This is a genomic window from Bradyrhizobium sp. cir1, assembly GCF_014198245.1.
GTDB lineage: Bacteria > Pseudomonadota > Alphaproteobacteria > Rhizobiales > Xanthobacteraceae > Bradyrhizobium.
Genome location: NZ_JACIHE010000004.1, coordinates 306,429 through 327,649, shown reverse-complemented (window position 1 = coordinate 327,649; position 21,221 = coordinate 306,429). Strand labels below are relative to the sequence as shown.

20 protein-coding genes are annotated in these 21,221 nt (G+C 65.3%); 13 read left to right on the top strand and 7 right to left on the bottom strand.

All coding sequences use genetic code 11. From position 1 onward, the window contains the following. Positions 1 to 156: 156 nt before the first annotated feature. From GGD63_RS12320 to GGD63_RS12310, 3 genes are all read right to left on the bottom strand, one after another. A complete protein-coding gene (locus tag GGD63_RS12320) occupies positions 157 to 621 on the bottom strand; it encodes a group III truncated hemoglobin (protein WP_183242176.1) in 465 nt (154 codons plus the stop codon). A gap of 137 nt (positions 622 to 758) precedes the next feature. Beyond that, positions 759 to 1,610 carry a 3-hydroxybutyryl-CoA dehydrogenase gene (locus GGD63_RS12315; protein ID WP_183242174.1) on the bottom strand — a complete coding sequence of 284 codons (852 nt, stop codon included), beginning with the start codon at positions 1,608 to 1,610 and terminating at the stop codon, positions 759 to 761. A 232-nt stretch (positions 1,611 to 1,842) separates the two neighbouring features. Continuing rightward, on the bottom strand, positions 1,843 to 3,321 hold the full coding sequence (locus tag GGD63_RS12310; RefSeq protein WP_183242172.1) for an FAD-binding oxidoreductase: 1,479 nt from the start codon (positions 3,319 to 3,321) through the stop codon (positions 1,843 to 1,845). A 225-nt stretch (positions 3,322 to 3,546) separates the two neighbouring features. Here GGD63_RS12310 and hisC point away from each other — a divergent pair, with 225 nt between their 5' ends. The 6 genes from hisC to GGD63_RS12280 all read left to right on the top strand — a co-directional run bounded on the left by hisC (position 3,547) and on the right by GGD63_RS12280 (position 7,517). Next, positions 3,547 to 4,602, top strand: a complete 1,056-nt coding sequence (gene hisC / locus GGD63_RS12305) for a histidinol-phosphate transaminase (protein WP_183242170.1) — start codon at positions 3,547 to 3,549, stop codon at positions 4,600 to 4,602. Between the two features lie 74 nt (positions 4,603 to 4,676). Further along, on the top strand, positions 4,677 to 5,021 hold the full coding sequence (locus GGD63_RS12300) for a helix-turn-helix transcriptional regulator (RefSeq protein WP_183242168.1): 345 nt from the start codon (positions 4,677 to 4,679) through the stop codon (positions 5,019 to 5,021). 11 nt (positions 5,022 to 5,032) lie between these two features. Further along, complete coding sequence (locus GGD63_RS12295; RefSeq protein WP_183242166.1) at positions 5,033 to 5,515, top strand: ArsI/CadI family heavy metal resistance metalloenzyme; 483 nt, start codon at positions 5,033 to 5,035, stop codon at positions 5,513 to 5,515. 11 nt (positions 5,516 to 5,526) lie between these two features. Further along, positions 5,527 to 5,937 (top strand): arsenate reductase (glutaredoxin), encoded by a 411-nt coding sequence (gene arsC, locus GGD63_RS12290; protein WP_183242164.1) that lies wholly within the window; start codon positions 5,527 to 5,529, stop codon positions 5,935 to 5,937. Next, a complete protein-coding gene (locus GGD63_RS12285) occupies positions 5,937 to 6,617 on the top strand; it encodes an MIP/aquaporin family protein (protein WP_183242162.1) in 681 nt (226 codons plus the stop codon). Before arsC ends, GGD63_RS12285 begins: the two co-directional genes overlap by 1 nt. Before the next feature lie 201 nt (positions 6,618 to 6,818). After that, positions 6,819 to 7,517, top strand: coding sequence for an ABC transporter permease (locus GGD63_RS12280; protein ID WP_183242160.1), 699 nt, complete (start codon positions 6,819 to 6,821; stop codon positions 7,515 to 7,517). On the opposite strand, the gene GGD63_RS12275 is transcribed toward GGD63_RS12280, so the two are convergent. After that, positions 7,491 to 8,300 (bottom strand): extracellular solute-binding protein, encoded by an 810-nt coding sequence (locus GGD63_RS12275; RefSeq protein ID WP_183242158.1) that lies wholly within the window; start codon positions 8,298 to 8,300, stop codon positions 7,491 to 7,493. The genes GGD63_RS12280 and GGD63_RS12275 overlap by 27 nt on opposite strands. Before the next feature lie 288 nt (positions 8,301 to 8,588). Between GGD63_RS12275 and GGD63_RS12270 the strand changes: the two genes are divergently transcribed. The 4 genes from GGD63_RS12270 to GGD63_RS12255 all read left to right on the top strand — a co-directional run bounded on the left by GGD63_RS12270 (position 8,589) and on the right by GGD63_RS12255 (position 13,523). Then, positions 8,589 to 9,827 carry a hypothetical protein gene (locus GGD63_RS12270; RefSeq protein WP_183242348.1) on the top strand — a complete coding sequence of 413 codons (1,239 nt, stop codon included), beginning with the start codon at positions 8,589 to 8,591 and terminating at the stop codon, positions 9,825 to 9,827. 65 nt (positions 9,828 to 9,892) lie between these two features. Then, the gene (locus GGD63_RS12265) at positions 9,893 to 10,177 is read left to right on the top strand and encodes a TonB-dependent receptor plug domain-containing protein (RefSeq protein ID WP_183242156.1); all 285 of its coding nucleotides are present in this window, start codon (positions 9,893 to 9,895) and stop codon (positions 10,175 to 10,177) included. A 169-nt stretch (positions 10,178 to 10,346) separates the two neighbouring features. After that, the gene (blaBJP, locus tag GGD63_RS12260; RefSeq protein ID WP_183242154.1) at positions 10,347 to 11,231 is read left to right on the top strand and encodes a BJP family subclass B3 metallo-beta-lactamase; all 885 of its coding nucleotides are present in this window, start codon (positions 10,347 to 10,349) and stop codon (positions 11,229 to 11,231) included. Between the two features lie 285 nt (positions 11,232 to 11,516). Beyond that, positions 11,517 to 13,523, top strand: a complete 2,007-nt coding sequence (locus GGD63_RS12255; RefSeq protein WP_183242152.1) for a bifunctional diguanylate cyclase/phosphodiesterase — start codon at positions 11,517 to 11,519, stop codon at positions 13,521 to 13,523. A gap of 7 nt (positions 13,524 to 13,530) precedes the next feature. Here the strand turns inward: GGD63_RS12255 and hutU are convergent, their stop codons facing one another. Genes hutU through hutI form a run of 3 tightly spaced genes read right to left on the bottom strand, consistent with a single transcriptional unit; the run spans position 13,531 to position 17,985 of the window. Beyond that, the gene (gene hutU, locus GGD63_RS12250) at positions 13,531 to 15,201 is read right to left on the bottom strand and encodes a urocanate hydratase (RefSeq protein WP_183242150.1); all 1,671 of its coding nucleotides are present in this window, start codon (positions 15,199 to 15,201) and stop codon (positions 13,531 to 13,533) included. A gap of 13 nt (positions 15,202 to 15,214) precedes the next feature. Next, positions 15,215 to 16,774: a histidine ammonia-lyase gene (hutH, locus tag GGD63_RS12245; RefSeq protein ID WP_183242148.1), complete on the bottom strand. Its 1,560-nt coding sequence runs from the start codon at positions 16,772 to 16,774 to the stop codon at positions 15,215 to 15,217. Continuing rightward, positions 16,771 to 17,985, bottom strand: a complete 1,215-nt coding sequence (hutI, locus tag GGD63_RS12240; protein ID WP_183242146.1) for an imidazolonepropionase — start codon at positions 17,983 to 17,985, stop codon at positions 16,771 to 16,773. The genes hutH and hutI overlap by 4 nt, the downstream gene beginning before the upstream one ends. Before the next feature lie 85 nt (positions 17,986 to 18,070). Between hutI and GGD63_RS12235 the strand changes: the two genes are divergently transcribed. The 3 genes from GGD63_RS12235 to GGD63_RS12225 all read left to right on the top strand — a co-directional run bounded on the left by GGD63_RS12235 (position 18,071) and on the right by GGD63_RS12225 (position 21,205). Next, positions 18,071 to 19,429, top strand: coding sequence for a formimidoylglutamate deiminase (locus GGD63_RS12235; RefSeq protein ID WP_183242145.1), 1,359 nt, complete (start codon positions 18,071 to 18,073; stop codon positions 19,427 to 19,429). Then, a complete protein-coding gene (hutC, locus tag GGD63_RS12230; protein ID WP_183242143.1) occupies positions 19,426 to 20,154 on the top strand; it encodes a histidine utilization repressor in 729 nt (242 codons plus the stop codon). Before GGD63_RS12235 ends, hutC begins: the two co-directional genes overlap by 4 nt. A 106-nt stretch (positions 20,155 to 20,260) precedes the next feature. After that, positions 20,261 to 21,205, top strand: coding sequence for an ABC transporter substrate-binding protein (locus GGD63_RS12225; protein ID WP_183242142.1), 945 nt, complete (start codon positions 20,261 to 20,263; stop codon positions 21,203 to 21,205). Positions 21,206 to 21,221: the final 16 nt, after the last annotated feature.

Below are 21,221 nucleotides of genomic sequence, written 5' to 3'. Positions count from 1 at the left end.
ACGAGAGTGAACGCGAGCAAGCGCGTTTTCGCAAATTCTACATCGCATTGCGCGAACAGCATGATGATTTTGCAGATCAGACCGATGATGTTGGAATTGGTACAACGCGCTATCGCGCGATGCGAGCTGCACCTTTCTCAGGCAGGCATTCTGTGTTCACGACCTGAGCAGGTGACGCGGCGACGCGATGCCGCCTGCAACAGTCGCCGACGCCATCTCAAAACTGTCGGCGATGCGACGCGCCTTGTCGATGAAGAGCGCGGCAGCCGCAGGCGGACACACTTCGCGTGCGGTCTGTTCGAACAGATCGAGCCAGCGATCGAAATGGCCGCCGACCAGATTCAGCGGCAGATGCGCCCGCATCGGCGAGCCATGATAGCGGCCGCTCATCAGCACGACCGACGACCAGAAATCCCTGAGCTTGGCGAGATGCTCGTCCCAATTCTGCACGATCGCGAAAACCGGCCCCAGCAGCGCGTCCTCGCGCACGCGCCCATAGAAGCGAGTGACGAGTTCCCCGATCATCTCCTCGGTGATTCCGGTGCGCTCAATCGCATCCTGGGTCAGCAGGTTCCGTCGCGCGGCCGCAGCCTCGCGCTCGGCCTTCAGTCGATCCGACATGTCCTTTGTTATCCGTTCCGTTGTTCCCGCAGGCCGCCCGTTCGACATTGTCGGGCCAATCGCGCACGGCGTCTTTGTCGCAGCGCAAATTGCGGGATCCGGCGGCGGACACTCGATGCCCGCCGCCGACGCCTTGATCAGGCCTTGTAAGTGTAAAAACCCTGCCCCGTCTTGCGGCCGAGGTGGCCGGCATCGACCATCTCTTTCAGCAGCGGCGCTGGCCGATATTTAGGATCGTTGAAGCCTTTGTAAAAGACCTCCATCACCGACAGCATGGTGTCGAGCCCGACGAGATCCGCGAGCGCCAGCGGCCCGATCGGGTGGTTGCAGCCGAGTTTCATGCCGGCGTCGATCTCTTCGGCCGTCGCGATCCCTTCCTGGAGCGCGAAGATCGCCTCGTTGATCATCGGGCAGAGGATGCGGTTGACGGCGAAGCCCGGACTGTTCTTGGCGGTGATCGCCACCTTGCCGACACGCTGGGCGAAATCGAGCGCCTTGGCATGGGTGTCGTCGGAGGTCTGCAGGCCCCGGATGAGCTCCAGCAGCGCCATCACCGGCACCGGGTTGAAGAAGTGCATGCCGATGAAACGATCGGGACGGTCGGTCGCCGCGGCGAGCTTCGTGATCGAGATCGAGGAGGTGTTGGTCGCCACCAGCGTGCGCGGCGACAGGGTGGCGCAGAGGTCCTTGAGGATCTTGACCTTGAGCTCCTCGTTCTCGGTGGCGGCCTCGATGACGAGGTCGCAATCCGACAGCTTCGCCCGGTCGGTCGTGCCGGCGATGCGCTTGAGCGTCGCATCGCGGTCGGCCGCCGACATCTTCTCCTTCTTGACCAGGCGCTCGAGGCTGCCGCCAACCGTCGACAGGCCGCGGTTCACCGCCGCATCGGAAATATCGACCATCACGACCGAAAGCCCCGCCGCCGCGCAGATCTGCGCGATGCCGTTCCCCATGGTCCCTGCCCCGATGATGCCAACGCTCTGGATCATTGTCTCATATCCTTCATCCTTGCGGGCCAGCCGGCTACCGGCCGGCCCCATTGTTCCTGCATCAGGGTCTAGCACCGCCAGGGGGCGCCTGCGACCTGATCCTGCCCTTTCCTTAAAGCATCCGCAGGCGGAATAAAGCCGCCAGCCCGCGGCGAAAAGGCATGATTTGGCACCTTTGTGGCTGTTTGGCCTGGGTTCGCCGGACCGCGGCCGGCTGTGGCCGGCCCTCATCTCACCCGAGACGCAGCACCTTGCCCGGATTCATGATGTTGTCGGGGTCGAGCGCCCGCTTGATCGTGCGCATGATGTCGAGCTCGGTCCTGGAGCGATAGTGCTGGAGCTCGTCGAGCTTCTCGATGCCGATGCCGTGTTCGGCCGAGATCGAGCCGCCCATGGCGGTGACGAGGTCGTTGACGGCCCGCGTGATCGCCGGGGAATACTGGCTGAGCGTCTCGCGATCCATGCCCTTCGGACCCATGAAGGAGAAGTGCACATTGCCGTCTCCGATGTGGCCGAGCGGATAGGGACGGATCGTCGGCAGGATGTCGAGGGTAGACTTCAAACCCTTGTCGATGAATTCCGGAATCCGGGAGATCGCGACCGACACGTCGTAGCTCAGGCCCGGCCCTTCGGCGCGCGAGGCCTCGGCCACGCTCTCGCGGATGCGCCACATGTTGCGCGACTGTGTTTCGGTCTGTGCGATCACCGCATCGAGCACACGGCCCGCCTCGAGCTGATCGGCCAGGAACTGCTCCATCCTGTCCGACATGCCCGCACCGCCGTCCTGCCGCGGGCGGGCCGACGACCATTCGAGCAGGACATACCAATCGGTCCCCGCCTTGAGAGGATCCTGGGTGCCGGGAATGTGCCGCAGCACCATATCGGTGCATGCGCGGCTCATCAGCTCGCAGGAGCCGACATCGTCGTCGGACGCCGCATGCGCCTCCGACAGGAGCTCGATCGCAGCGCTGAGATCGCGGATCGCGAGCCATGCCGTGCAGACGTCCTTCGGCGCGGGCCACAGCTTCAGCACCGCCTTGGTGATGATGCCGAGCGTGCCTTCGGCGCCCATGAACAGATGCTTGAGGTCGTAGCCGGTGTTGTCCTTCTTGAGCGCACGCAGCCCGTCCCAGACATCGCCGTTGGCCAAGACGACCTCGAGGCCCAGCACCAGATTGCGCGCATTGCCATAGCGCAGCACCTGCACGCCGCCGGCATTGGTGGACAAATTGCCTCCGATCATGCACGAGCCCTGCGCACCCAGGCTGAGCGGAAAGAAGCGGTCATGGCGCGCGGCCGCGTCCTGAAGCGTCTGGAGAACGCAGCCCGCCTCGACAGTCATGGTGTAGCCGACGGGGTCGACATTCAGCACGTGGTTCATGCGGCCGAGCGAGAGCAGGATACCGCGATGCGCAGCCCAGGGCGTGGCACCGCCCATCAGGCCGGTGTTGCCGCCTTGCGGCACGATGGCAATGCCGTTGTCATGGCAGAGCTTGACGACCGAGGAGACTTCCGCGGTGCTGGCCGGTCGCACGACCGCTGCAGCCTGCCCGGCGAGCTCGCCGCGCCAGTCGGTCACGAACGGCCGTTTGTCGTGCTCGTCCAGGATCAGGCCCTTGTCGCCCACGATGGTTCGCAAGCGATCGAGAACAGCTGGCGTCACTGGCGCGGTCGGAATGGAGGGAGCGGTGACAAGGGCTGCACCCGGCATGTGTTCCTCTCTTTGCGGCTCTTCTGCGCAGCCTTGTGGCGCGCCGGCCTTCTTTGTTGTTTTCAGGTCTTGCGTTTGCATGAGGAGGCTAGCATGAAGGCCGCGCTTGGGGGAACGTCGCCGGCCATGAGGCCCGTGCGGACCTGCCAAGAATGCTGAAGGCGGATGCACTTCCGCCGATGCCCCGCATCCCCTACTGTGCCGGATCAACCCGGATTGGAGATCATGAGCCGCTTCTGGAGCCCGGTCGTCCACACGCTTTCGCCCTACGTGCCGGGCGAGCAGCCGAAGCAGGACGGCGTCGTCAAGCTCAACACCAACGAGAATTCCTATCCGCCCTCGCCGCGCGTGCTGGCAGCGATCACATCGGCTGCGGAGCGGCTGCGCCTCTATCCCGACCCGCACGCCACGCGCCTGCGCGAGGCGATCGCGGCCTACAGCGGCGTTGCGCCCGAGCAGGTGTTCGTCGGCAACGGATCGGACGAGGTTCTGGCCCACACCTTCCAGGCGCTTCTGAAGCACGATAGGCCGCTTCTGTTTCCTGATGTCACCTATAGCTTCTACCCGGTCTATTGCGGCCTCTATGGCATAGCGTACGAGGAAGTGCCGCTCGATCCCGCGATGAGAATCGACACCGCCGGCTACAGGCGACCGTCGAGCGCCATCCTGCTGCTCTGCAATCCGAATGCGCCCACCGGTATCGCGCTTCCGCGCGAGGCGATCGCCGCACTGCTCGCGGAAAATCCGGACCGGCTTGTGGTGGTGGACGAGGCCTATGTCGATTTCGGCGCCGAGAGCGCCGTGCCGCTCGTTGCGCGCCACGACAATCTGCTCGTGATCCAGACCTTCTCGAAATCGCGCTCGCTCGCGGGCCTCAGGGTCGGCTTTGCCATCGGCCAGCGGCCGCTGATCGAAGCGCTGGAGCGGGTCAAGGACAGCTTCAACTCCTATCCCGTCGACTGCCTCGCCATCGCCGGCGCCGTCGCCGCCATCGAGGACGAGGAATGGTTCATCGAGACCCGCGCCCGTATCATCGCAAGCCGCGACGTGCTGACGCGCGATCTCGGGCAACTCGGCTTCGAGGTGTTGCCGTCACTTGCAAACTTCGCGTTCGCGCGTCATCGCAGCCGCAGCGGTGCCGATCTCGCGGCCGCACTTCGCCAGCGCGGCGTGCTGGTCCGGCATTTTAGGAAGCCCCGCATCGAGGACTTCCTGCGGATTACGGTCGGAACGAATGAGCAGTGCGGCCGGCTGATTGAGGTGCTCCGCGGGTTGATCTGACCAAGATTTTCCCGGGCGCACGCCGGGCGAGTTCGCGATTGACAGCGCGCCTTTATTTCAATAATCGTTGAAATATGGAAAAGATCGATGCCGTCGCGGCTCTCGCCGCACTTGCCCAGGACAACCGCCTCGATGTGTTCCGCCTGCTGGTTCAGGCCGGACCGGACGGCATGGCGGCGGGCGCGGTCGCCGAGGCGCTGGATCTCGCGCCCAACACGCTGACGTTTCACTTCGACCGGCTGCGGATGGCGGGCCTTGCCACCGTGCGGCGCGAGGGGCGCTCGATGATCTATGCGGCGCGGTTCGAGACCATGAACGCGCTCGTCGGCTTCCTGACCGAGAACTGCTGCGGCGGAACGTCTTGTACGCCGGCCCCCGCCTGCAAGCCCGCGCGAAAGCGCAGTCGAGTGCCAGCCTGAAAGGACAGAGCATGAAGCGCCTGCACGTTCACGTGTCCGTCGAGGACCTCTCGCACTCCATCCGATTCTACTCGGCCCTGTTTGCAAGCGATCCCTCGGTCGTGAAATCCGACTATGCCAAATGGATGCTCGAAGACCCTCGCGTCAATTTTGCGATCTCGACGCGCGGACGCGAGCCCGGCCTCGATCATCTCGGCATCCAGGTCGAGACCGGCGATGAGCTTCAGGAGGTCTACGCGCGGCTGCGTCAGGCCGGCGGCAATGTCATCGAGCAGGGGCAGACGACCTGCTGCTACGCCAAGTCGGAAAAATCCTGGATCGACGATCCAGCCGGCATCGCCTGGGAAACCTTCTACACCACCGGCGAAAGCACCGATTACGGCGACGGCACCGGTGAGAACGGCGCGCGGGTTGCGCATGGCAAGCAGGCAGAAAAGCAAACGGCCTGCTGCGCGCCTCAGGCGGCACCGAAGCAGTCGTCGGCCTGTTGCTGAAGGTCCAGCCCATGGACGCGATCATCTACCACAATCCCGCTTGCGGTACCTCGCGCAACACGCTCGCGATGATCCGCCACGCCGGCATCGAGCCGCATGTGATCGAATATCTGAAGACGCCGCCGTCGCGGGTCATGTTGCAGCAGCTCGTCCTGCGCATGGGGCTTTCCGTGCGCGAGCTGCTTCGCGAAAAGGGCACCCCCTATGCCGAGCTCGGGCTCGGCAACGCAGCGCTGACCGACGACCAGCTACTCGACGCAATGATGGCGCACCCGATCCTCATCAACAGACCGATCGTGGTCACGCCGAACGGCGCAAGACTCTGTCGCCCGTCCGAGCTGGTGCTGGATCTGTTGCCGGCGCAGCAGGGCGAGTTCGTCAAGGAAGACGGCGAGCGGGTCCGGCTGGAGCGCGGCGCCTGATGCCGGGGCTTGCGCGACGCGCCATCGCCGAGTGGCTCGGGACCGCGTTCCTGCTTGCCGCGGTGGTCGGTTCGGGGATCATGGCCCAGAAGCTTTCGGGCGGAAATATCGCGCTCGCGCTCCTGTGCAACACGATCGCCACCGGCGCGATTCTGGTCGCACTGATCCTCACCTTCGCATCCGTGTCGGGCGCCCATTTCAATCCGGCGGTGACGCTGGCCTTCACCCTGCGTGGCGAAATGGCCTGGAACGAAGCGGCGATCTACGTCGTCGCACAGACCTCCGGCGCAATCATCGGCGTGTGGATCGCGCATCTGATGTTCGAGCTTCCGGTCCTGCAGCTCTCCCTGACCCAGCGTACCGGAGCCGGACAATGGCTTGCCGAAGCCGCGGCGACCTTCGGCCTGCTGCTGACGATCTTCGGCGTCGCGTCGCGAACGCAACCCGCCGTGCCTTACGCAGTCGGCCTGTACATCACCTCGGCCTACTGGTTCACGGCCTCGACGTCCTTTGCCAATCCGGCGGTCACCGTCGCCAGGTCGCTGTCCGATACCTTCGCGGGCATCGCCCCGCAGGGCGTGCCGGCCTTCATCGCTGCGCAGCTCGTCGGCGCATTTCTCGCCGTTCCGCTTGCGGGCTGGCTTTGGGGCGGCGCCCCGGTGAAACAACACGCCTCTTGACGCCGGGACGGCTGCGGCATTCGCCGCCGGATGAATCGGGTTTTCAAAACGCTCCTGCCGAGTATTCTGTGAGTGCCTTCGATGGCAGGCTGCCGCTCGCAGCTTTGCTCCAGACGACAGGGACCCGCCCGTGACGCGCTTTTGCAACCTCGACATCGATGCCCCCGAGGCGTACGGCCGAGCCCCGAAGTTCAGTCGCGAATGAACGATTTCGCGCGATCCATCGTCGCCGCCTTCGCTCTGATCGGCGATGCCGACGCCGAGCTTCTGGGCATCGTCGCGTTGTCGGTCCGCGTCAGCCTGACTGCCAGCCTTGTCGCGCTGCTGATCGGCGCACCGTTTGGCGCCCTGCTCGCGATCACCCGTTTCCGGGGACGGCAGGTCATCATCGTGCTGACCAATGCGCTGCTTGGCCTCCCGCCGGTCGTGGTCGGGCTCGCGCTCTATCTGCTGCTGTCGCGGTCCGGCCCGCTGGGCGCGGCCGGCCTGCTGTTCACACCCGCCGCGATGGTGATCGCGCAGACGCTGCTCGCGACGCCGATCGTGGTGGCGCTGGTGCACCGGCCGGCGAGCCTGCTCTGGGCAGAGTATGGCGATCTGGCGCGGATCGACGGACTGTCCGCCTACCGCAGCATGGCGCTCCTGCTTGCGCTGGGACGGACCTCGCTGCTGACGGCCTTTCTCGCGGCCTTCGGGCGCGCCATCGCCGAAGTCGGCGCCATCATCATCGTCGGCGGCAATATCCGCGGCTTCACGCGGACCATGACCACCGCGATCGCGCTGGAGACCAGCAAGGGCGACCTGCCGCTGGCACTGGGCCTCGGCCTGATCCTGCTCGCACTCAGCGTGGCGGTGTCGACCGTCGCCTTTTTGCTAGTTGGCCGCGTTGGGGAAAAATAGCTGCTCGCCGCCGACCTTGTAGCCGGCAATCGCCTGCTGCCCTTTCGGAGACACCAGCCAGTCGATGAAGGCCTGCCCGTCCTGTGCTTTCACGTTCGGATGCTTGGCCGGATCGACCAGCATGACGCCGTATTGATTGAAGAGCCGCTTGTCGCCCTCCGTGAGGACGGTGAGCTCGCCGCGATTCCTGAACGACAGCCAGGTGCCGCGATCCGACAGCAGATAGGCGTTCGAGGATGAGGCCATATTCAGCGCGGGACCCATGCCCTGGCCGATCTCGCGATACCAGCTGTCCTTGACGGCACCGGGGTCGACACCCGCCTCCTTCCACAATCTCAGCTCGGCTGCGTGGGTGCCGGACTTGTCGCCGCGCGAGATGAACGGCGCCTTTGCCGCCGCGATCCTGCGCAGCGCATCGGTCACGTCCTTGCTGCCGGCGATCTGCGCCGGATCGCTTTTCGGACCGATGATGACGAAGTCGTTGTACATCACGTCGAAGCGTTTCACGCCCTGCCCTTCCGACATGAACTTGTCTTCGGCGGGCCTGTCATGGACGAACACCACATCGGCATCACCTCGCCGCCCGATGTCCAGCGCCTGGCCGGTGCCGACGGCAACGACCTTCACGTTGATGCCCTCGGCCTTCGAGAACAGCGGCAGCAGATGGCCGAACAATCCCGATTGCTCCGTCGACGTCGTCGAGGCGACGGTGATGGTGCGATCCTGCGCGAACGCGATGGTGGACCAGAGCAGAACCGCTCCGATGGCGACTATTCTTCTCATGCGTCGTCCCTACAGCAGATGCCTGTTGCTCCACCAAGACGCCGTCTGCGATAGCCCTCCTCCCGCGGGAAGGCAAGATCGATCGGTAGTGTCGCGTCGCGCGACAGATTCGAATCGAGAGGCTGGCCAGCGACGCGCGCGATGGTGCGGGGATGTTCTGCAATTGGTCCCACCTACATTGACATCGGTGTGACGGCCGGGGCAGTTTTTCATATTGCTGACGAATCAGCGATTGCCTCACGCCGAGTACCTCTTGGACAACTCCCAGTGCTTTCGAGACTGATATCGTTGCTGCACCGCATTCCTGCGGTGAAATGGGCGTTGACCCGGCTTCGGCCCTCGCCGCACGGCGGCAGCATCGGCGCCCCGATTGCCGTAAACGACTCAACCGCCCTCATCGTCGACACCGCAGAAACTGCGCCGGCTCCGAACATCAGCATCAGCGCCGACCCACTGCCCGGCGACGCAGCCACCGCGGACGAAGCCGCGATCTCTGTCGTCGCGGAGAGCCCGTCGGCAGCGCCGACTGACGTGAGCGACACCGACGATTCATTCCGGGAGACGCCGACGGAAGTCGAGCCGGTCGTCGTGGCGGAGGCTGCAATCTCGCCGGTCGACGTCGCGCCCGAGCCGACCGACGTTCCCGAGCCCATCATCGACAACGATCCGCCGGCGGAAGATTCGGCCGATGTTGCGCGCGGCGAGGCCGAGCAGGCTGCGGTCGCATCTGTCGCGGCCGAAAGTGAATCGGCCGACGCCGAGCCGATCATCATCAGTAGCGATCCATCTCCCGAGCTTCCGGCCGGCATCGAGCCTGTCGTCGCCGAGGAGACCGAGGTCGTGTCTGTCGACGTTGCGATCGCGCCGGTTGACACCCTCGATCTCATCGTCAGCGACGATCACTCCACTGGCATTCCCGCGGATGTCGAGCCCGCAGACGCGCTCTGCGTCGCGCCTGCCGGCAGCGGCGTCCCGGTGGAGGATGTCTCCGAGAGCTGCATCGACAGCGCGCCGACCTCCAGCGTCGCAATCGAGATCGAGCCAATCCCCGCGAACGATCCTGCGCCGGTGGTCATCGCAGTCACCACTGAGAGCTCTTCGGACGACACGCCCGGCGTCGTCACGGACATCGCGCCGGAGCAGGACTTGGCGCCTCCTGCGCTGGAGGTCCGCAGCACGCCGAAAGTTCGCGCCAAGCCAGCGGAACCGGCTGATCGCGCCGCGCTGATCCGGCAGCGCTGGGCCGAGACCGGCATCAGGATGTGGAATCCGCGGCTTCATGGCACCGGCGATGCCACGCTGAACATCCAGGGCAGCATCGAGCTGCTGCCGCCCGCGCCCGGCGAGACCATGCCGCGCTACGACAAGCTGGAATTCAGAATGCTCGGCGGGCAGATCGTCTGCGAGGGCGTCATCGTCGAGGCGCCTGCGCAGGCCAGCAATCACAGCTTCACCCGGCTCGCCGAGCCAGCGAAACTCGACCGGGTCCGCGAACCCGTGCGGGAACGCCAGGCCGCTCTCGCCTGAACCCTTTCCGCTGCAAGCGCCGTCGTGCTGTGCTAGGCTGAGGTCTCCAGAACACGGGAGATCGCATGCCCGCAAAATCCTTGCCGCTGGTCGTCATCGCCGCCCTCTGCGTCTCGCAAGGAGCCATTGCCGCGTCCAGCAAGCCTCAGCACCATGCGCGTGCCGTGGTGCCTTCCACCGATCCAGCCGCGCCCTACAAGGCCGATCGGCTCTCCTCCTCGCGCGGCGAGACGATCCTCAACACGCCCGGCCAGACCACGGTGCTGACGCGGCAGGTCCTCGACGACATGCACGCGACCAGCCTCCGGGACGCCATGCGCTCCACGGCCGGCGTGACGATCGGGCGCTAGGCGTTTCGCGCGGCTTTCGACCGATGCCTGGTTATTCCCGCTTGAGACATGCACTTTCCTGACACGCAACAGTTGCGCGCAACGCCGGCCGCGAAGTAACTTGCGCGCGGTCGAGCCACCCCACATCCCCGCCCGATCAAAACGACAAGAACACTCCGGGAGGCAAACTATGAGAAGACTCACGGCCGCGCTGTGTGCGTTGGCTTTCCTCGCAACCAGCGCGCAAGCCCAGACCATCAAGGATTTCCTGGCAATAGCCATGAAGAAATGGACGGCGCCGTTCGAGCCGTTCCAGCTGATCGGCAACATCTACTATGTCGGCACCGACGGCATTGCCGTCTACGTCATCAAGACCTCGCAGGGCCTGGTCCTGATGGATACGGCGATGCCGCAGTCGACCGGCATGATCAGGGACAACATCGCCAAGCTCGGCTTCAAGGTCGCCGACATCAAGATCATCCTCAACTCGCACGCGCATCTCGACCACACCGGCGGCTTCGCCGAGATCAAGAAAGAGACCGGTGCGCAGCTCATCGCCGGCGAGCGCGACAAGCCGCTGCTCGAAGGCGGCTACTATCCGGGCGACGAGAAGAACGAGGACCTCGCCTTCCCCGCGGTGAAGGTCGACCGTACCGTCAAGGAAGGCGACAAGGTCACGCTCGGCGACACCACGCTGACCGCGCATGCCACGCCCGGCCATTCGCCGGGCTGTACGAGTTGGGAGATGACCGTCAAGGACGGCAAGGAGGACCGCGAGGTGCTGTTCTTCTGCAGCGGCACGGTGGCGCTGAACCGCCTGGTCGGCCAGCCGACCTATCCCGGCATCGTCGACGACTATCGCGCGACCTACGCCAAGGTGAAGGCGATGAAGATCGACGTGCTGCTCGGGCCGCATCCGGAAGTCTATGGCATGCAGGCCAAGCGCGCGGAGATGAAGGACGGCGCACCGAACCCGTTCGTCACGCCGGGCGAGCTCGTAACTTACGCAACCAGCCTCTCCGAGGAATTCGACAAGCAGCTCGCCAAGCAGACCGCGGCGCTGGAAAAGAAATAGCGCGGTCGGGTGCTGCCCGCCTCTCCCCGACGAGGGAGAGGTGCGGCAACACGTTGCGACGGCGCGCATGGTTAGCAGAGTGTAGCCGCAGCTCTCCTTTGCAGTCGATGCGGCTCGCTCCCCGGCCTCATATCGTTAATGCGGCCTCACCAATGCACGCGGCCGGAATTGATGCGGTCGCGTGCAACCTGCGCTGGCCTTTCCATATGGAACCCGTCTAACGCGCCCTTTACCCCCGCCGTGCAAGATCGCCTCGTTTTGAAGGGATCCGGGGCGCGTATTGCAATGCCTGTCGCCGATTTGAAGTCTCATCTTGCCGCCGCGATGCGGCTGTTTCGCGTGCCGGCCGACAACCCGGACCTGACCCGCGCGCAGTTCGACGCCTTCTCCAAGCAGATCCCGCTGCTCTACTTCATCCTCATCAGCAACACGATCGCCGTCGCCTACACCTATGTGAACGTGGCTCCGGACTGGCTGACGATGATCGTGCCGAGCGTGCTCACCGTGCTGGCGGCTCTGCGCACGTTCTGGTGGCTGCGCCAGCGTCATCTCGTGCGCAGCGATGCGGACATCCTGCGCAATCTGCGCGCCACCAACTGGTTGACGCTGCCGATCGGTGCGGGCTTCACCGTCTGGTCCTTCGCGCTCTTCCCTTACGGCGACCCCTTCGCCAAGAGCCAGGTCGCCTTCTACATGGCGGTCACCGTGATCGGCTGCATCTTCTCGCTGATGCACCTGCGCTCCGCGGCGCTGATCGTGACGCTGGTCGTCGACGTCCCCTATGTGCTGTTCTTCTGGACCACCGGCGAGCCGACGCTGAAGGCGATCGCGGTCAATAACCTGCTCGTCTCCGGCGCGATGGTGACGGTGTTGTTCATCTACTATCGCGACTTCGCCGATCTCGTCGCCAGCCGCAAATCGCTGCTGGCACAGCAGGCGGCGACGCAGGCGCTGTCGGACGAGAATTTCCGGCTCGCCAATCTCGATTCCCTCACCGAGCTACCGAACCGCCGCCGCTTCTTCGCCGAGCTGTCGAGCGCCTTCACAGATGCCGAGCGCCGGAACGTTCGCGTCGCGGTCGGCATCATCGATCTCGACGGCTTCAAGCCGATCAACGACAATTACGGCCACTCGGTCGGCGACCGCGTCCTGATCGAGGCCGGCCGGCGCATCCGCGAGGTCTGCGAGGGTTTTGGTCCGCAGCGGGTCGAATTCGCCCGGCTCGGCGGCGACGAGTTCGGTCTCGTCGTGTGCGGCGACCCCGATGATGCGGATCTGCTCCGGCTCGGCCAGCGCATCGGCGACCAGGTCAAGCTGCCCTACCAGCTCGACACCGCCCATACGGGGCTGTCCTGCTCGATCGGCTTTGCGTTGTTCCCGCAATCGGCAACGACGGCCGAGGCGCTCTACGAATGCGCCGATTATTCGCTCTATCACGCCAAGCGCCATCTGCGCGGCCGCACCGTGATCTTCTCGAGCGAGCTCGAGGCCGAGATCCGCAGCCGCGGCGTGATCGAGAACCTGCTGCGCACCGCCGATTTCGGCACCGAGATGGACCTGGTGTTCCAGCCGATCGTGGACGCCATGAGCGAGCATACTGCCGGCTTCGAGGTTCTGGCGCGCTGGCACAGCTCCCGCCTCGGCCTGGTGTCGCCGGCCGACTTCATCCCGGCCGCCGAGCGCATCGGCCTGATCCGGCCGCTGACGCAGGCGCTGCTGGTTCGCGCGCTCGCGACGGCCAAGACCTGGCCCGACCACGTCCGCCTGTCGTTCAACCTCTCCGCTCACGACGTCTGCGCGGCCGAGGGCATCCTGCCGTTGATCTCGATCATCGAGAAGAGCGGCCTGCCGCCGCACCGGATCGATTTCGAGATCACCGAGACCGCCGTCACCTTCGACTTCGTGCGCGCACAGCAGTCGATCGCGACGCTGAAGGCCATGGGCTGTGGCATTTCGCTGGACGATTTCGGCACTGGCTATTCGTCGTTGAGCCACGTGCACCGGCTGCCGCTCGACAAGATCAAGATCGACCGCAGCTTCGTCGCCGACATCAACGACAATCCGGTGAGTCACAAGATCATCAAGTCGCTCACGGGCCTGTGCGACGACATGGAGATCGCCTGCGTCGTCGAGGGTGTCGAGACGCGCGCCCAGCTCGACAGCCTGAGGCGCCTGGGATGCGACTTCATCCAGGGCTATTATTTCGCAAAGCCCATGCCGGGCCATGCAATCGACGAGTATCTGGCCCAGGAAAACCAGCGCCTTGCGGGCGCGACCAAGGTCGTGGCCTGAGGCGCCGCTACTCCGCCAGGCTCGGCAGATCCAGCCCCTTCTCACGGGCACAATCGATCGCGATGTCGTAACCCGCGTCGGCATGGCGCATGACGCCGCTGGCGGGATCGTTCCAGAGCACGCGCTCGATCCGCTTGGCCGCTTCCGGCGTGCCGTCGGCGACGATCACCATGCCGGCATGCTGCGAATAGCCGATGCCGACGCCGCCGCCATGGTGCAGCGAGACCCAGGTCGCGCCGCTGGCGCAATTGAGCAGCGCATTGAGCAGGGGCCAGTCGGACACTGCGTCCGATCCGTCCTTCATCGCCTCGGTCTCGCGGTTGGGGCTTGCCACCGAGCCGCTGTCGAGATGATCGCGGCCGATCACGATCGGCGCCTTCAATTCGCCGCGCGCCACCATCTCGTTGAACGCAAGGCCGAGGCGATGACGATCGCCGAGGCCGACCCAGCAGATTCGCGCCGGCAGGCCCTGGAACTTGATGCGCTCCTTGGCCATGTCGAGCCAGTTGTGCAGATGCTTGTCGTCAGGCATCAGCTCCTTGACCCTGGCGTCGGTCTTGAAGATGTCCTCGGGATCGCCCGACAGCGCAGCCCAGCGGAAAGGTCCTACGCCGCGGCAGAACAGGGGCCGGATATAGGCGGGCACGAAGCCGGGGAAATCGAAGGCGTTCTTCAGGCCCATGTCCTGCGCCATCTGGCGAATGTTGTTGCCGTAGTCGAGTGTCGGAATGCCCTGGGCATGGAAATCCAGCATGGCCTGGACGTGCTCGACCATCGAAATCTTCGAGGCGCGTTCCACTGCCTTCGGATCGGACGCGCGCTTGGCTTCCCATTCGGCCAGCGTCCAGCCCTTCGGCAAATAGCCGTTGATCGGATCATGCGCGCTGGTCTGGTCGGTAACGATGTCGGGCTTGACGCCGCGGCGCACCAGCTCCGGAAAAATCTCCGCGGCATTGCCGAGCAGGCCGACCGAGACCGCCTTCTTCGTCTTCGCGGCGTCCGCCATGATCGCGAGCGCTTCGTCGAGCGTTGCGGCCTGCCGATCGAGATAGCCGGTGCGCAAGCGCATCTCGATGCGGCTCGGCTGGCATTCAACCGCAAGCATTGAGGCCCCTGCCATGGTCGCCGCCAGCGGCTGCGCGCCGCCCATGCCGCCGAGGCCGGCGGTGAGAATCCATTTTCCCGCGAGGCTGCCGCCGTAGTGACGACGGCCGACCTCCACAAAGGTCTCGTAGGTGCCCTGCACGATGCCCTGGCTGCCGATATAGATCCAGGAGCCCGCCGTCATCTGGCCGTACATCATCAGGCCCTGGCGATCGAGCTCGTTGAAATGATCGAGCGTCGCCCAGTGCGGCACGATGTTGGAGTTCGCGATCAGGACGCGCGGCGCATCGGCGTGGGTGCGGAAGACGCCGACGGGCTTGCCGGACTGGACCAACAGCGTCTGGTCGCCTTCGAGCTTGCGCAAGGCGGCCGTGATCCGGTCAAAACTCTCCCAGTCGCGCGCGGCACGGCCGATACCGCCATAGACCACGAGCTCGCTCGGGCGCTCCGCCACGTCAGGATCGAGATTGTTCATCAACATGCGCAAGGGCGCTTCCGTCAGCCAGCTCTTGGCGCTGATCTCGCTGCCGCGGGGAGCACGGATGGTGCGGTCATTGTCCAGTCGGCGGTTCATGCGGAGCACCTCTTCAGTCAAGTCGCGGAAACGGATCGGTTGGAAGCGCGGTGAGCGCCACAGCCGGCAGCGCATCGGCTTCGATCAGCGCAGCGGCCCTGGCAAGATCGCCGGCCATGTAGCGGTCGGCGCCAAGCGCGGGCACCTGCTCGCGAAGCTTGGCGATAACCGCAACGAGCGGCGCGCTGGTCGCATGCGGCGCGCGCAGGGTGATGCCCTGGGCCGCGACCAAAAGCTCGATGCCGAGAATCGCGGCGAGATTGTCGGCCATGTCGGAGAGGCGTCGCGCGGCATGCGCGGCCATCGAGACGTGGTCTTCCTGGTTGGCGCTGGTCGGCGTCGAGTCGATCGAGCAGGCGAGTGCTCGCTGCTTGTTCTCGGCATAGAGCGCGGCCGCCGTCACCTCCGCGATCATGAAGCCGGAATTGATGCCGGGATCGGGAGTAAGGAACGGCGGCAGGCCGAAATTCAGCGCGGGGTCGACCAGCGTCGCGATGCGCCGCTCGCTGATCGCGCCGATCTCCGACAGCGCCAGCGCGATCGCATCGGCAGCGAAGGCCACCGGCTCGGCGTGGAAATTGCCGCCAGAGACGATCTCGCCGGTTTCGACCAGCACCAGCGGATTGTCGGTCACGGCATTGGCTTCGACGATCAGCGTGCGCGCCGCCTGCGTGATCAGATCGAGCGCGGCGCCTGCGACCTGGGGCTGGCACCGGAGGCAATAAGGATCCTGCACGCGCTCGTCGCCTTCGAGATGCGACAGACGGATGTCGCTGCCGTCGAGCAGCGCGGTCAGCGTTGCGGCCGCCGCGATCTGGCCGGCATGGCCACGCAGCACCTGAATCTCGGGACGGAACGGCGCCGTCGAGGCCATCGCCGCATCCACCGACAACGCGCCCGTCACGAGCGCGGCACGGGCGAGGCGAAATGCACGCAGCACGCCCGATATGGCGTAGGCGGTCGAGAACTGCGTGCCGTTGATCAGCGCAAGGCCTTCCTTGGGCCCGAGGGTCAGTGGCGCAAGATCGGCGGCGGCGAGCGCCTCGCTGCCGGATACGATCTTGCCATCGATGACGGCCTGCCCCTCGCCAATCATCACCGCAGTCATATGCGCGAGCGGCGCGAGATCGCCGGAGGCGCCGACCGATCCCTGCTGCGGCACCAGCGGGCAGACGCCACGCGCCAACATTCCCTGCAGCTGCTCGATCACATCGCGCCGGACACCGGAAGCACCGCGCCCGAGCGAGACGATCTTCAGCGCCATCATCAACCGCACGATCGGCTCCGGCGTTGCGGAGCCGACGCCGCAGCAATGCGAGACGATGAGATTGCGCTGCAGCAGCGCGGTCTGGTCGGATGGAATGCGCTTCGATGCGAGCTTCCCGAAGCCGGTGTTGATGCCATAGACGGGGACGTCGGCCTGCGCGGCTTGCGCGACGATCTGCGCAGCCGCCTCCACGCGCGGCCAGAACGACGGATCAAGGACGACAGGGGCGCCTTCGAGCACGCGCACGAGATCGTCGAGGCTCACTGCTCCCGGCTTGACGACGATTGCCGTGCCCTGCTCCGTCACTGGGCCCTCCACACGCGCCGATGCAGCGGATTGAAGCCGATGCGGTAGACGAGCTCGGCGGGACGCTCGATGTCCCAGATCGCAAGATCGCACCATTTCCCCGCTTCCAGCGTGCCGGTCTCATCCAGGACGCCGAGAGCGCGGGCGCCTTCACGGGTGACGCCGGCGAGGCACTCGGCCACGTTCATCCGGAACAGTGTCGCGCCCATGTTCATCGCGAGCAGCAGCGAGGTCAGCGGCGAGCTGCCGGGATTGCAGTCGGTCGCGAGCGCTATGGGAACGCCATGCTTGCGGAATGCCTCGACCGGCGGCTTCTGCGTCTCGCGAATGAAGTAGAACGCGCCGGGCAGCAGCACGGCAACAGTACCGGATTTCGCCATGGCGGCAGCGCCGGCTTCATCCGTGTGCTCGAGGTGATCAGCCGACAATGCGGAGTATTTTGCGGCAAGCGCGGCGCCGCCGAGGTTCGACAGCTGGTCGGCATGCAGCTTCACCGGCAACCCGAGCCCCCTCGCGGCCTCGAACACAAGCGCGGTCTGCTCTGCGGAGAAGGCGATCCCTTCCATGAAAGCATCGACCGCATCGGCAAGACCAGCCTTTGCCACTGCGGGCAACATCTCCTTGCAGACGAGATCGATGTAACGATCCTTGTCGCCATCGGATTCCACCGGCAGCGCATGCGCACCGAGGAAGGATGTACGGATCGCAACCGACCGCTGGCGGCCGAGGCCGCGCGCGGCCGCGAGCTGCCGCATCTCGGTTTCAACATCGAGGCCATAGCCGGATTTGATCTCGACGGTGGTTGCACCCTCGCCGATCAGCGCATCGAGCCGCGGCAGCGCGCTTGCGACGAGTTCGGCTTCGCTCGCCTTGCGCGTCGCGGCCACCGTCGAAACGATGCCACCGCCGGCGCGTGCGATCTCTTCGTAGCTTGCACCCTTCAGGCGCAGCTCGAATTCATGCGCGCGGTTGCCGCCGTAGACGAGATGGGTGTGGCAGTCCACGAGGCCCGGCGTGATCCAGCGCCCCTCGCAATCGATCCGATCGATCGCATCCGCATCAACAGGGAAATCCGCCTTCGCGCCCGCATAGACAATCTGGCCGCCGCGCGCGGCGATGACACCATGCTCGATCTCGCCGAGATCGGGACGATCGGCCCGCATGGTCGCGAGGCGGGCATTGTGCCAGATCCGGTCGAAGCGCTCTGCCATGCGGGTATCCAATCGCCGTCGGATGCTTGACTTATATGTCTAGACATATAATCGTAAGATGGTTCTGTCCAGCCGGCGTGTCATCATGTCCCGACTGCATTTCGCTTCCGCGCTCCTGCCTTCGGGCTGGGCCAATGACGTGCAGGTGGTCGTCACCGCCGGCGCGATCGCGACGGTGAGGCCGGGCGTGGCGCCGGCCGCCGGCGACGAGCGCCACGCCATTGCGCTTCCGGGACTTGCGAGCCTGCATAGCCACGCCTTCCAGCGCGGTATGGCGGGACTGGCGGAGCTGCGCGGCGAGTCCACCGATACGTTCTGGACCTGGCGCGAGACGATGTATCGCTTTGCGCTGGCGATGACGCCTGATGAGGTCGCTTCCGTTGCGACGCTGCTCTATGTCGAGATGCTGGAGCAGGGTTTTACCCGCGTCGGCGAATTCCACTATCTGCATCACGACCGCGACGGTTCGCCCTATGCCGATGTCGCCGAGATGGCCGCGCGGATCGCGCAGGCTGCCGAGGCTTCCGGCATTGCGCTGACGTTGCTGCCGAGTTTTTATGCGCATGGCTCTTTTGGAGGCGCAGCGCCGCACGAGGGGCAGCGCCGCTTCATCTGCTCGGTCGATCAATTCGACGCATTGATGGCTGCTTCCCGCAAGGTTATCGCGAACTTGCCGGGCGCCAATATCGGCATCGCGCCGCATAGCTTGCGCGCGGTGACGCCAGACGAACTTGGCGCGATCATTCCGGTCGCCGAGGGCGGGCCGGTACACATTCATGCCGCCGAGCAGGTCAAGGAGGTCGAGGATTGCCTGGCCTGGTCAGGCCGGCGGCCCGTACAATGGCTGCTGGAACACGCCCCCATCGATCAGCGCTGGTGCCTCATTCACGCGACCCACACAACGGATGAGGAAGTGGCGGCGTTCGCGAAGACCGGCGCGGTCGCCGGCCTTTGCCCGATCACGGAAGCGAGCCTTGGCGACGGCATTTTTTCGGCGCGCGCGTTTCTCGACGCTGGCGGCCTGTTCGGCGTCGGCACCGATTCCAACGTGCTGATCAGCGCCGCCGACGAATTGCGCCAGCTCGAATACGGCCAGAGGCTCAAGCACCGCCAGCGCAACGTGCTCTCCGGCGGCGCAGGTCGCTCGACCGGACGCACGCTGTTCGACGATGCGCTTGCCGGCGGCGCGCGGGCGCTGGCGCAGCCGACCGTCGGCCTCGCCCTCGGCGCGCGCGCCGACATCGTCACGCTCGACGCCGCGCATCCGTCGCTGGCGGGACGTACGCACGACGCTGTCATCGACGGCTGGATCTTTGCCGCGGGCGGCGCTGCGGTCGATTGCGTCTGGGCCGGCGGCAACAAGGTGGTCGAAGGTGGGCGGCACAGGCTGCGCCAGACGGCGCGCGAACGCTTCAACGCCGCGGTGCGGAGGCATGTCGCATGAGCCTCACCGCAGACACAGCCGACCAGCCGACGCTCTACAAGCGCATCCGCGCCGACATCGAGAAACGCATCCTGACCGGCGAATGGCCGCCCGGGCATCGCATTCCCTTCGAGCACGAACTGGTCGCACGCTACGGCTGCTCGCGCATGACCGTGAACAAGGCGCTGTCGGAGCTCGCCCAAGCCGACCTGATCGAGCGGCGGCGGCGGGCCGGCTCCTTCGTGCGCCGGCCGCAGCATCAATCGGCCGTGCTCAAGATCGCCGACATCCGCGCCGAGATCACCGCGCTCGGGCGCGCTTACGGCTACGAGCTGATCGGCCGCAAACTGCGCGCCGCGACCGCTGCCGACCGCGACCGTCTCGGCGTCAAGAAGGCCGGCAAGGTGGTCGCGATCACCTGCCGGCACAGTGCCGACAACGTACCGTTCGCGGTCGAGGACAGGCTGATCGATCTCTCATCCGTGCCGCATGCCGCGACCGCGGATTTCTCGCGCGAGCCGCCCGGCTCCTGGCTGCTTCACCATGTCCCATGGACAGAGGCCGAGCATACGATCAGCGCCATCGTTGCGGACGATCGCACGGCGGAAGCGCTCGACATCGCCGTCGGCGCGCCCTGCCTCGTGATCGACCGCTACACCTGGCGCAGCGCACGCACCATCACCGCGGTGCGCCTGCTCTATCCCGGTGACTCTCACCGCCTTGTCGCCCGATTCAAGGGAGGCTGAGAGAACGATGTCGGCACAATTCGTGCAACGCTTCGGGCAACGGTCCATGCGGGCCCATAGAGATCAACAGGACGTCAATCCATCGATCGGTAAGAGGACGACAATCATGCGTAATTCGACGATATTTGCGACAATCATTGCGCTTACGGCTTCCACTGCGGTGCTCGCCGACGACGTCAAGGTCGGCGTCGGCATCTCCGGATGGACCGGCTTCGCGCCGCTGACGCTGGCGAAGGAAGCCGGCATCTTCAAGAAGAACGGCCTCGACGTCACGATCAAGAAGATCCCGCAGAAGGACCGCCACCTCGCGATCGCCTCCGGCGACATCCAGTGCGCGGCGACCACGGTCGAGACCTGGATCTCCTGGAACGCCAATGGCGTCGCGACCAAGCAGATCTTCCAGCTCGACAAGAGCTACGGCGCCGACGGCATGGCCGTGCGCAACGATATCGCCGCGATCAAGGACCTGAAGGGCAAGACGGTTGCGGCGTCCGCGCCGGGCACGTCGCCCTATTTCGCGCTGGCCTGGATGCTCAAGAAGAACGGCCTCACCACCAAGGACGTGACCGTCGTGAACCTCGAACCCGCCGCCGCGGCGCAGGCTTTCGTCTCCGGCCAGAACGACGCCGCGATGACCTATGAGCCCTATCTGTCGACCGTGCGCGCCGCGCCCGACAAGGGCAAGATCATCGCCACCACGCTGGACTACCCGATCGTGATGGACACCTTCGGCTGCACGCCGAAATTCCTGAGCGAGAATCCGAAGGCCGCGCAGGCACTCGCCAACAGCTACTTCGAGGCGCTCGACATGATCGCCAAGGACCAGGCCAAGGCCTATGAGATCATGGGCGCGGACGTGAAGCAGACCGGCGAGCAGTTCGGCAACTCGGCAAAGTACCTGCGCTGGCAGGACAAGGCCGCCAACCAGAAGTTCTTCGCCGGCGATTTCCTCACGTTCAACAAGGACGCTGCCGAGCTCCTGCTCGAGATCGGCATCATCAAGGCGGCGCCGAAGGTCGAGGACCTCTACGACGCCAGCTTCATCAAGTAAGCTTAAACGAGCTCCG